We start from the raw sequence: 11,564 nt of genomic DNA on the forward strand, positions 1-11,564 counted from the left end.
AAGGCCTAGGTTCACTAGACAGCGTTGAACTGCCAGAAGCGTTCACTTGTACACAAGATGGCTCTGACCCAGTATTCACCACCATTCAAGAAATCCAAGGTGAGGGCGCTACATCGCCATTCATCGATGGCTACCCATACATCACCGACGATGAATATTTCGTAAAAGGTGTGGTAAGTGCGGTAACAACAGGCCTAACTAAAGGCTTCTACCTGCAAGCACTTGAGGATGATTTCAACTCAAGCACTTCTGAGGGTCTATTTATTCATACCAACCAGTCGAGCTCAGAGCTAGTAGCCGGTGATGTAGTGTGTGTGGAAGGCAAGGTTCAAGAATACTACAGCCACACTCAGCTGAAAGTAGAAAACAACCAATGGCTAAAACAGGGCGAGCAGCAGGCACCTGAAGCTACGGCGATTGAAGTGCTAGACAGTGACGAGAACTTCGCTGCAACGCTTGAACGCTACGAAGGCATGTTGGTGAAAACAACCGAAGCGCTTGATATGCGTGTGACGCGTGCCTTTGGTTATGACTACGCAGGTCGTCGTAACAACATGGTACTGGCGCATGAGCGTATTAACATGCAGCCGAACCAGCTTTTCGCCGCGGGATCTGACGAAGCGAAGCAGCAAACTGAAGACAACGCAGACCGCCGTCTTTTCGTTGAAACCGATCAAAAAGCGGCTGATGGACAAGCCCCTTTCTACCCAGATTTTGGCCGCACTGATATCGACCAAGATGGTTCAACAGAAGATTACATCCGCATTGATGACACCATTGTTGGCCTAGAAGGCGTGCTGACTTACAGCTACGGTGAGTACCGTTTAATTGCGACTAACCAGATCTCGGCTGAAAACTATGTGCGTAACGATCCGCGTACCGACAAACCAGACATGGATGAAGGCGACCTACGTATTGCGACCTTCAACGTATTGAACTACTTCAACTCTCCATTTGGTGGCGACGCGAATCAGCACGGCAATAACCGTGGCGCGAACACCATCACTGAGTTTGAGATGCAGCAAGAGAAGATTGTGAACGCGATTCTTCGCTTAGATGCAGACATCATTGGCTTGATGGAAATTGAGAACAATGGCTTTGGTGAAGGCTCTGCCATTCAGCAACTTGTAAACCAACTGAATGATCGCATTGAGCGTAAGAAAGACCGTTATACCTTTGTGGCTGTCGACTCGAACGAAGACGGCGTAACCGACGAGATGGACTCTATTGGTACTGACGTTATCACAACGGGTGTTATCTACCGTAAGAAGGTGGTTAAGCTTAAAGACAGCCGTGTTATCGCGATGCCAAGCCAACAAGCACCAGAGGTGTTAGACGATTCAGGCAAGGTGATTGAAGACGGTAAGAACTACCAACGTGACTCATTGGCGCCAACCTTTAAAGTTAAAGGCACCAAAGAGAAACTCACCGTAGCGATCAACCACTTTAAATCGAAAGGCTCTAAGTGTTGGGAAGATGCTGCTCCGATTGAGCAGGGCGGCCAAGGCGGCGTTGATGCCGATAAGCAAGGTTCATGTGAGAACTTCCGTGTTGCTGCGGCGGTTGCATTAGGTGAAGCGCTCGATGGCATCAAAGGTCACAAAGTGATCCTGGGTGATATGAACTCGTACGGCATGGAAGATCCAATGCTGGTGCTAACCGATTACTCGGAAGAGAAATACGGCAAGCAGATCAAAGCAGCTCGTAATACCTACATTGATGGTGTTGAGCAGTTTGGTGATAGCGGTGCGGTGATTACGAAGAACTACGGTTATATCAATGCTGTGGCTCAAAAGCACCCAGACAGCTGGAGCTACTCATACAATGATGAAGTTGGCGCTCTAGACCACCTGCTGATCAGCGAAAGCCTGAAAGATAGGGTTGTCGATGCTACCGATTGGCACATCAATGGTGGTGAGTCGACGTTGTTTGACTACAACGAAGAGTACAAAGGTGACCTACCTAAGTACCAAGATCACTTCCGTTCATCGGATCATGATCCTGCCGTTCTTGAGCTAAGAGTAGGCGGTTCATTTGGCTTCGGTGCTCTTATGTCACTATTTGGCTTAGCAATGTGGCGTCGTCGTAAGTAGCTCAATCACAAATAGATTGGCTTGCCATACAAGTAAGCCAATTCAGATAACTTAGGGCTATCTGTAAACAATTAAGGTCAACTTAGGTTGGCCTTAATTATTGGCGAAATGCAGTTTCCACTTGCCTTTCGCCATGGGTATTGCACAATACCGCCCCTATATCTCTCAATCATTTAGTATTTAGCAAACGATTTCGACCCATGTTACTTATCATCGATAACTACGACTCTTTTACCTATAACTTGTATCAGTATTTCTGTGAGTTAGGGGTCACTGTGAAAGTTGTTCGCAACGATGAGATTGATATTGCGGGTATAGAATCGCTGAACCCTAGCCATCTTGTTATCTCTCCGGGTCCTTGTACGCCGAATGATGCGGGAATCTCTCTGCAAGTCATTGAGCACTTCGTGGGTAAGTTGCCGATCTTAGGTGTGTGTCTTGGTCATCAAGCCATTGCTCAAGTCTTTGGTGGTGAAGTGGTGAGAGCCAGACAAGTGATGCATGGTAAAACCTCTCCGATCCGTCATAACGGTAAGAGTGTTTTTCAAGGTCTCAATAACCCTCTGACTGTGACTCGTTACCACTCTTTAGTGGTGAAAAACGGCACATTACCAGACTGTTTTGAGCTGACGTCTTGGACGGAATTTGAAGATGGTAGCATGGATGAGATCATGGGTTATCAACACAAAACCTTGCCGATTGATGCCGTCCAATTTCACCCTGAATCGATTAAAACAGAGCAAGGACACCAGCTTCTCGCTAACTTCCTAGCACGCTGAGTGTTTAAATTTGACTCTTTCTCCGTCTAAATAAGCCAGTTTAACGTATTCCATTACCCGTTAAGCGTTTAAATTCGGGCGCTACGCGTCTTCATCCCTCTGACGCCGATCACTTTTTATAACATTTCTCCCTCGTCAGGCTAAGTTTTTAGCCTATGCAAAATTATTCGCGTTATTTCGTCTCGAACCCAATATACCGCAATGCCAGTAAGGCTTTGCTGTTGCTGGTTATACGTTTAGTTAAAAAAAGCTTCATAAAACAGATTGTTTGATGCATAAATAGTCATAGGTAGTGACGTTTAGCTGGTTGTTAGGGATGGCTAAAGAATAATCCACTATTGAAAAGGTTAATTAAATGTAAATATAATGCTGCAGCGGGATTATGGCGGGACAAAATATCTTTATCTCACTTATGAACCATTACGCTTATTTGCGAAGCTTGCGGTATCGAGAAGGAATGTACGATGACAGTGGAAAATAATGTAGAACGTAGTCTTTTTAATGAGGTGATGGTGCCTTGTTATAACCCAATGGAAATGATCCCGGTAAAAGGGGAAGGCGCACGCGTTTGGGACCAACAAGGCCGAGAGTATATCGACTTTGCTGGCGGTATCGCTGTGAGCTGCTTGGGTCACTGTCACCCAGCAATGGTGAATGCCGTTACTGAGCAAGCAAACAAGATTTGGCATCTGAGTAACGTGATGACCAACGAACCTGCACTGCGTCTAGCGAAGAAGCTAACCGACGTATGTTTTGCAGAAAAAGTATTTTTTGCCAACTCTGGTGCAGAAGCGAACGAAGCAGCACTTAAGCTAGCTCGTCGTTGGGCTGCGGATGTTCACGGTCCTGAGAAATCTGAAATCATTGCATTCAAACAAGGTTTCCACGGTCGTACTTTCTTTACTGTAACCGTTGGTGGTCAAGAAGCTTACTCAGATGGCTTCGGTCCAAAACCTGGCGATGTAACTCACCTACCTTACAACGATATTGCCGCTCTAGAAGCGCATATCTCTGATCGCACTTGTGCCATCATGATGGAACCTCTGCAAGGCGAGGGCGGTATCATCTCTCCAACGGCTGAGTTCGTGAATACGGTTCGTGAACTGTGTGACAAGCACAATGCATTGTTGATTTTTGATGAAGTACAAACAGGTAATGGTCGTACTGGTAACTTCTATGCTTACCAAGGTCTGGGCGTGACGCCAGACATTCTAAGCACAGCGAAGTCTCTAGGTGGCGGTTTCCCTATCGGCGCAATGCTGACGACGTCTGAACTGGCTACACACCTTAAGGTTGGTACGCACGGTTCTACATACGGTGGTAACCCACTGGCGTGTGCGGTAGCTGAAGCAGTGGTTGACGTAGTTAGCCAACCTGAGACTCTAGAAGGCGTAAAAGAGCGTGAAGCGCTATTCCGTGATGGTCTAACTAAGATTAACGACAAATACCAAATTTTCAGTGAGATTCGTGGTAAAGGCCTATTGTTAGGTGCTGCACTGAATGACGAATGGCAAGGGCGTGCGCGTGACGTATTAGTAGCAGCAGGCGAGCAAGGCCTAATGGTACTGGTTGCGGGTGCAAACGTGGTTCGTTTTACTCCATCACTGGTTATCACTAAACAAGAAATTGAAGAAGGTTTATCAAAACTAGACAAAGCAATCGCTACGCTAGTTTAGCCTGAGCGGCGTCATAGGAATGATCGCCATTAGAGCGATCTCATGACGTACTGCTAAAGGCCCAAGCTTCTGGTTTTGGGCCTATTTTGCATCTGGAGGGAATATTGATGCTAGTTGTTCGCCCAATAAAACTGTCTGATTACGATGCGCTGCACACCTGTGCAGTTGAATCAGGTCATGGATTCACATCTCTTCCGGTTAACGAAGAATTGTTAACTAACCGAATTACCCATTCTGAATACAGCTTTGCGAAAGCAGACGTGACCGAACCCGGTGATGAAGGCTATCTAATGGTGGGTTTCGACGCTGAAACTGGCGAAGTTGCTGGTACAACGGGTATCGAAGCTTCCATTGGCTGGGATGTGCCTTTTTACTCGTACCACATCAGTAAAGTGGTTCACTCTTCACAGCGCCTTAAAGTGAATAACGTGGTTAAGCTGTTGACGTTTGGTAATAACTACACAGGCTGCAGCGAAATTTGTACGCTGTTCTTACGTCCTGATTACCGCAAAGGCTTAAACGGTCGACTGATGTCTAAGTGTCGTTTCCTACTGATGGCTGAGCACCCAGAGCGTTTCTCAAAAACGATCTTTGCTGAGATGCGTGGTGTATCAGATGCGGAAGGCAATTCTCCTTTCTGGCAATGGCTGCAAGAACATTTCTTCTCGATTGACTTCACGCTTGCCGATTACCTAACCGGTATTGGTAAGAAAGGCTTCATTGCTGACCTAATGCCTAAGCTACCTATCTACGTGAACCTACTGAGCAAAGAAGCTCAAGCGGTGATCGGAGAGGTACATGACAATACGCGCCCTGCACTTAAGTTGCTGGAACGTGAAGGTTTCACCAACCGTGGTTATGTCGACATCTTTGATGCAGGCCCAACGGTTGAGTGTGATCTAAGAAACATCGAATCTGTACGTCACTCAATTCGAGCACAGGTTCAAATTGCAGAGCACTCTAGCTCTAAAGACTTCCTAATTGGTAATACCTCGTTTGAGAACTTCCGCGCAGTAGCCGCGAAAGGTGCGTATGACCAAGCAAGCGACACAGTGATTTTATCATCTGAAGTAGCGAGCGCTCTTGAAGTAAAAGAAGGCGAATTCGTTCGCATGTTGGCTCAGTAAGAGCGGCGATTATCTGTCGAAGATTTTAAGGATAGAAGTATGACTCAGTGGATAGCAGGACAGTGGGTGGCAGGTCAAGGTGACGCCATGACATCAGTAAGCCCATACAACAATGAAGTAGTGTGGCAGGGTGATAGCGCAACACCAGCGCAGGTTGAATCTGCAGTAGCAGCAGCTCGTGAAGCCTTCTTGGTTTGGAAAAAATTGAGCTTTGCAGAGCGTGAAGCGATCGTGTTGAACTTTGCTGAGAAGGTAAAAGAGAACAGCGAAGAGATTGCACAGATTATTGCAAAAGAGACGGGTAAACCGATTTGGGAAACTCGCACTGAAGCGGGCGCGATGGCAGGCAAGATCGCCATCTCTATCCGTGCTTACCACGAGCGTACAGGTGAAGCTTCACGTGAAGCGGCTGGCAACCAAATTGTACTTCGTCACCGTCCATTGGGCGTGATGGCGGTATTTGGGCCTTACAACTTCCCTGGTCACTTACCTAACGGTCATATTGTTCCAGCTCTGCTATCGGGCAACACCGTAGTATTCAAGCCTTCAGAGCAGACACCTTGGACGGGTGAATTCGCAATGAAGCTATGGCAAGAAGCGGGTCTTCCTGCTGGCGTAATCAACCTAGTGCAAGGCGCTAAAGAGACAGGTATCGCACTGGCTGATGCTAAAGGTCTTGATGGCGTGCTATTTACGGGTAGTGCGAATACTGGTCATATCCTGCATCGTCAATTCGCGGGCCAACCGGGCAAGATGCTGGCACTAGAAATGGGCGGCAACAACCCTATGGTGATCAGCGACCAATACGGTGATGCAGACGCAACGGTATACACTATCATCCAATCGGCGTTCATCAGTGCTGGTCAGCGTTGTACATGTGCTCGTCGCTTGTATGTGCCTGTTGGCGAGAAGGGCGATCTGCTACTCGATAAACTGGTCGCAGCTACGCAAAAGATTCGTGTCGATCAGCCTTTCGCGGAACCAGCTCCTTTCATGGGCCCTCAGATCTCTGAAGCTGCGGCTAAGTTCATTCTGGACGCACAAGCGAATCTGCAATCGTTAGGCGGTGTAAGTCTAGTAGAAGCAAAAGCGGGTCAAGCGGCGTTTGTTTCTCCGGGTATTATCGACGCAACCAACATTGCTGAGCTGCCGGATGAAGAGTACTTCGGTCCACTGCTACAAGTGGTTCGTTACCAATCGCTAGAGCAAGCGGTTGAGCTAGCTAACGACACTCGTTTTGGTTTGTCTGCGGGTCTTGTATCAACAGATGATTCTGAATGGGAATACTTCGTTGACCATATCCGTGCGGGTATTGTTAACCGTAACCGTCAGCTAACAGGCGCAAGTGGTGATGCACCATTTGGTGGTCCGGGTGCTTCAGGCAACCTACGCCCAAGTGCTTACTATGCGGCGGACTACTGTGCTTATCCTATGGCTTCAATGGAAGGCGGTGAAACTCAACTTCCAGCAACGTTTAGCCCGGGTATTGAGCTTTAATTTAGGCTAATGAGTCTTAGGCTCATGCGTTAAGCTTGAAATAGGGAAGTGGTGCTATCGCTTCCTTTTTCCATCACGCCCAACACCTAGATTGGGCGGTAGATAATAATAGAAAAGTATGTCACAGGCTGCTGACTCTGTGTCTCAGCCTCTCCCTTTCTAATCCAAATTACTAGCTTGCTAGAACCTCTGACAAGGAGTCACCATGACGCCCGATCTACTCTTTAAATCACTTTGGGACGATTACATTCAAAGGCTTTGTCCATCGGCTGAGAAAGTACATCACTTGCTGAAAGAAGACGAAGCTCTGATTAATGATCACATTGCACTGCGTACTTTCAATGTTGCTCCGCTAGGTATTGAAACATTGGCTAAGCCTTTCCTTGAGCTAGGTTATAAAGCGTGTGGCGATTACTTGTTTGAGAGTAAGAAGCTAGTCGCGAAGCATTACGAGCACCCAGATCCAAATCAACCTAAAGTGTTCATTAGTGAGTTGAAGGTCGAAGAGTGTTCAAGTGAATTACAACAGATCGTTGCTAAGTTAGTTGAGCAGGTTGATGCAAGCAAGTTTCAAGGTCATGAGTTCTTGTTTGGTGGTCGCCAATGGGATTTGAGCTTCGCTGATTTCCAAGTACTAGCTAAAGAGAGCGAATACGCATCTTGGCTAGTGGCTCATGGATATGGTGCAAACCACTTTACGGTAAGTGTGAACCAGCTGAATAACTTTGATGAAGTGCAGGCGGTGAATGACTACCTGAGCGAGTCAGGCTTCACGATCAATGCATCTGGCGGTCAGGTTAAAGGCTCTCCAGAGGTCTTATTAGAGCAATCATCAACAATGGCAGACAAAGTCCCAGTTTCATTTGTTGAAGGCAATGAGATGATTCCTGGCGGCTTCTATGAGTTCGCTAAGCGTTATGCGATGGTCAACGGTGAGCTTTACACAGGTTTTGTTGCAGCATCAGCTGACAAAATCTTTGAGAGCACCAACGGTTAACAAAAGGTACGAGCACGGACTTTGTCCTAGAGATTCGAGTACGCTTCGCTTCGAGGAAGTTTACAAATAGGATTCTGTGAGTTTTTATCGTATCTCGCATCTGCTCTCTGGGTCTTCAGAAAACAAAAAAGCCACCAAATTCGCATTTGGTGGCTTTCAAATTTTTGGCTCAGTTAATCGAGATTAACGAGTGCCGTATACCACGATAGTTTTACCGTGTGCAGAAATTAGGTTCTGCTCTTCTAGCATCTTCAAGATACGACCAACGGTCTCACGAGAACAACCAACGATCTGGCCAATCTCTTGACGAGTGATCTTGATTTGCATGCCGTCAGGGTGAGTCATTGCATCTGGCTGTTTCGCTAGGTTTAGTAGCGTTTGAGCGATACGACCTGTTACATCAAGGAACGCTAAGTCACCAACCTTTTGGCTAGTTACTTGTAGACGGTTTGCCATTTGCGCTGAAAGGCGCATTAGGATATCTGGGTTCACTTGGATAAGTTGACGGAATTTCTTGAAAGAAATTTCAGCTACTTCACAAGGAGATTTTGCACGAACCCATGCAGTACGCTCTTGGTCTTCTTCGAAGAGGCCAAGTTCACCAATGAAGTCACCTTGGTTTAGGTAAGAAAGAATCATTTCCTTACCTTCTTCGTCTTTGATAAGAACTGCCACAGAACCTTTAACGATGTAGTACAAGGTTTCTGCCTTTTCACCAGCATGAATCAAAGTACTTTTTGAAGGGTACTTATGAATATGACAGTGTGAAAGGAACCACTCTAATGTTGGATCGGTTTGGGGTTTACCTAGAACCATAATATCTTACTTCCTCTGCAGGGTATGCTTGCCGCTTTCCGTATTTTAGCTAAGCCTGGATTGACTTGTAGGATAAGAGCACTCGTTGAGCGCTGCAAGCTATCTTGTGTTTCGTTTAAGAATAGTATCCTTTTTCAGGTACTATTTCTTGATTTTAATCGTGACCAAGCTACGATTTTTTACGCAAAATTGTGCACATGATCACGGTATGAAAAGTAATCAACCAGAATGGCGTCTTGTTAGCCTATTTTTCCGGTTTCGATGAGCTGTTGTAGGATGGGCCTTACAATGAGCTCCATAGCAAAACTCATCTTGCCGCCTGGCACCACAAGCGTGTTGTGGCGTGACATAAATGAGCCATCTATCATAGCCAGAAGGTAGGGGAAATCGACGTTTTTGATGCCACGCAAACGTATAACCACGAAGCTTTCGTCTAAACTTGGAATCCCTTTAGCGTTAAGTGGGTTCGATGTATCTACGGTTGGGACACGCTGAAAGTTGATGTGAGTACGCGAAAATTGTGGGGTGATGTAATTAAGGTAATCATCCATTGAGCGAACAATGGAATCCATTACTGCTTCGCGTGAGTGGCCACGATCGCGTGTGTCACGAACGAATTTTTGGATCCACTCAAGGTTGACGATTGGCACCATGCCGATCAGCAAGTCGACGTGTTGTGAGACATTGATGTCGCCATCTACCACGCCACCATGAAGACCTTCGTAGAACATCACATCGGAATTTTCGGGGATCTCTTGCCATGGCGTAAAGGTGCCCGGCATTTGATTGTAAGGCACGGCTTCATCGAAGGTGTGTAGGTAGCTTCTTACTTTACCTGTACCTTCGTTACCGTATTTACGGAAGAACTCTTCTAATGCGCCAAAATCGTTGGCTTGTGGACCAAAGTAGCTGATGTGCTTACCTTGCTCGCGCGCTTTACGGATCTCGACATCCATCTCTGGGCGAGTGAAGCGATGGAAACTATCCCCTTCAACCCAAGCGGCCTTCACGTCCATCATATTGAACATTTTACGGAAGGCTTCTGAGGTGGTGGTGGTGCCGGCTCCAGATGAACCCGTCACCGCAATAATTGGATGTTTAGCGGACATGACAACCCTTGTCTTTTGAGTAACTTACTTGTTAGCAATCGTTTACCACTATAACACGGCTCCTTTATGAGCGCAGCTTAGAAGCGTTTTGTGACTTGAATATCAACGGTTTCATGGAGCTCAGAAAACACAATGCTGACTTCTCCTGAAGCTAATTGATGTTTCACTTGATCAATCTTGTTTTGCAGTGAAACCTCTACGTCGCCGTAGTCTGTGCCTTCACGCAGCACGAACTCTTTGATGAGGTTTTCCAGTGTCTCTGGCGCAATGTCTTGCCATGGGATGATCATAAATACTTCTCTCTTTTATGTTCATAAATAGGTTTATTGATGTAGAAATGCGTGTGCTTAGTATTGTTTTACTTCTATTTACTAAGGCTCGGTCATTATGCCGAATCTTGGATACTTTCATAGTAGGCAGGCAAGGCTTCTTCTAACCAAAACCTTGGCTTGAGTGTACTGCCAGTAATAAACCCAACATGGCCGCCTTTTTGAAACAGTCGATAATCGATGTTATCGGGCAGAACAAATTTTGGGATCACATCATCGGTCATGAAAGGGTCGTCTTTGGCATGAATGATCTGAGTCGGTAGTTTGATCTTATTGAGCTTAGGCAGCGCAGAACATTGCGCATAATAATCTTGGGCATTTTTGAAGCCGTGCAGAGGCGCAGTGATTCGCTCATCAAACTCATACAGTTTGGTGATGTTCTTGATGGCTTCAGCGGTGATGCCAAGTTTTTCCTGCAGCAGGTTAACCTTTTTTAGCGCATTCGATTTTAGAGAGTTGAGCAGGTACTTCTTATAGAGCTTGGAGAAACCACGCTCAATACGACTAGAGCAACACGCTAAGTCAAAAGGAGCAGATACGATGGTCGCCGCCGACAGCAATGGGTCGTCTGCGTACTCAGCCAAATAGTTCGCCAGCATGTTTCCACCTAAAGATATGCCAACCGCAACCTTAGGGTTATTCGGAAACTGGGCGTGCAGGTGTCTTAGAAAAAAGCGCGCATCTTCGACTTCACCTGAATGGTAAGCGCGAGCCAGGCGATTGGGTTTTCCGCTGCAGCCTCTGAAGTGCATCATCACGGACAACCAACCATCTTTAGCAAACGCATTCATTAATCCATTGGCATAAGGGCTCTCAAAGCTACCTTCTAAACCGTGGAATAGAACGAATATCGGCTTGCTACTGCGATCATTTTTATTTGAGGTGTCACCGTCTGGTGATTCGCTCCAAGCAAGATCAAGAAAGTCACCATCGGGTGTTTCTAAGGTTTGCCAGTGAGGATGAAACAGCGCCTGCTTCCTAATAAACCGTGGCACTAAGGTTTGTAAGTGCGGATTAGAGAGACCAGCAGCTGCGGTAAATATTGTCATAAAAACGATCCATGCTTCTTTATACGGGTTTTGATAACGTGTTGAGTTTGTAACGAAACGCCCACGTTTTTATTTGAGCTTGGTTGATTCTC

General features: G+C 46.4%; 10 protein-coding genes. 6 read left to right on the plus strand and 4 right to left on the minus strand.

The genetic code is table 11. The annotated features are described in order from the left end of the window. From AB6E78_RS19545 to AB6E78_RS19570, 6 genes are all read left to right on the plus strand, one after another. On the plus strand, window positions 1-2,093 hold a 2,093-nt coding region (locus AB6E78_RS19545; protein WP_372153782.1), incomplete at its 5' end, for an ExeM/NucH family extracellular endonuclease. Between the two features lie 200 nt (window positions 2,094-2,293). After that, complete coding sequence (locus AB6E78_RS19550; RefSeq protein WP_010435229.1) at window positions 2,294-2,872, plus strand: aminodeoxychorismate/anthranilate synthase component II; 579 nt, start codon at window positions 2,294-2,296, stop codon at window positions 2,870-2,872. Window positions 2,873-3,336: 464 nt separating this feature from the next. Beyond that, window positions 3,337-4,548, plus strand: a complete 1,212-nt coding sequence (locus tag AB6E78_RS19555) for an aspartate aminotransferase family protein (protein WP_008222315.1) — start codon at window positions 3,337-3,339, stop codon at window positions 4,546-4,548. Between the two features lie 107 nt (window positions 4,549-4,655). Further along, on the plus strand, window positions 4,656-5,675 hold the full coding sequence (gene astA, locus AB6E78_RS19560; protein WP_017061116.1) for an arginine N-succinyltransferase: 1,020 nt from the start codon (window positions 4,656-4,658) through the stop codon (window positions 5,673-5,675). Window positions 5,676-5,714: 39 nt separating this feature from the next. Then, complete coding sequence (gene astD, locus AB6E78_RS19565) at window positions 5,715-7,172, plus strand: succinylglutamate-semialdehyde dehydrogenase (RefSeq protein WP_017066203.1); 1,458 nt, start codon at window positions 5,715-5,717, stop codon at window positions 7,170-7,172. Between the two features lie 205 nt (window positions 7,173-7,377). Then, a complete protein-coding gene (locus AB6E78_RS19570; RefSeq protein ID WP_372132745.1) occupies window positions 7,378-8,169 on the plus strand; it encodes a DUF1338 domain-containing protein in 792 nt (263 codons plus the stop codon). Between the two features lie 183 nt (window positions 8,170-8,352). Here the strand turns inward: AB6E78_RS19570 and crp are convergent, their stop codons facing one another. The 4 genes from crp to AB6E78_RS19590 all read right to left on the minus strand — a co-directional run bounded on the left by crp (window position 8,353) and on the right by AB6E78_RS19590 (window position 11,472). Beyond that, on the minus strand, window positions 8,353-8,985 hold the full coding sequence (crp, locus tag AB6E78_RS19575; protein WP_004729651.1) for a cAMP-activated global transcriptional regulator CRP: 633 nt from the start codon (window positions 8,983-8,985) through the stop codon (window positions 8,353-8,355). A gap of 239 nt (window positions 8,986-9,224) precedes the next feature. Next, a complete protein-coding gene (locus AB6E78_RS19580; protein WP_010435210.1) occupies window positions 9,225-10,094 on the minus strand; it encodes a phosphoribulokinase in 870 nt (289 codons plus the stop codon). A 77-nt stretch (window positions 10,095-10,171) separates the two neighbouring features. Continuing rightward, entirely contained in the window at window positions 10,172-10,384 is a 213-nt protein-coding gene (locus AB6E78_RS19585) for a YheU family protein (protein WP_010435208.1), read from the minus strand. A gap of 95 nt (window positions 10,385-10,479) precedes the next feature. After that, entirely contained in the window at window positions 10,480-11,472 is a 993-nt protein-coding gene (locus AB6E78_RS19590) for a hydrolase (protein ID WP_019825349.1), read from the minus strand. Window positions 11,473-11,564 lie beyond the last annotated feature (92 nt).

The sequence above is a fragment of the Vibrio sp. 10N.247.310.98 genome, assembly GCF_041467395.1.
GTDB classification, from domain to species: domain Bacteria; phylum Pseudomonadota; class Gammaproteobacteria; order Enterobacterales; family Vibrionaceae; genus Vibrio; species Vibrio crassostreae_C.

Coding starts and splice junctions, on each gene's coding strand:
- AB6E78_RS19550 (WP_010435229.1), top strand. CDS start 2,294: ATGTTACTTATCATCGATAACTACGACTCTTTTACCTATAACTTGTAT.
- AB6E78_RS19555 (WP_008222315.1), top strand. CDS start 3,337: ATGACAGTGGAAAATAATGTAGAACGTAGTCTTTTTAATGAGGTGATG.
- astA (WP_017061116.1), top strand. CDS start 4,656: ATGCTAGTTGTTCGCCCAATAAAACTGTCTGATTACGATGCGCTGCAC.
- astD (WP_017066203.1), top strand. CDS start 5,715: ATGACTCAGTGGATAGCAGGACAGTGGGTGGCAGGTCAAGGTGACGCC.
- AB6E78_RS19570 (WP_372132745.1), top strand. CDS start 7,378: ATGACGCCCGATCTACTCTTTAAATCACTTTGGGACGATTACATTCAA.
- crp (WP_004729651.1), bottom strand. CDS start 8,985: ATGGTTCTAGGTAAACCCCAAACCGATCCAACATTAGAGTGGTTCCTT.
- AB6E78_RS19580 (WP_010435210.1), bottom strand. CDS start 10,094: ATGTCCGCTAAACATCCAATTATTGCGGTGACGGGTTCATCTGGAGCC.
- AB6E78_RS19585 (WP_010435208.1), bottom strand. CDS start 10,384: ATGATCATCCCATGGCAAGACATTGCGCCAGAGACACTGGAAAACCTC.
- AB6E78_RS19590 (WP_019825349.1), bottom strand. CDS start 11,472: ATGACAATATTTACCGCAGCTGCTGGTCTCTCTAATCCGCACTTACAA.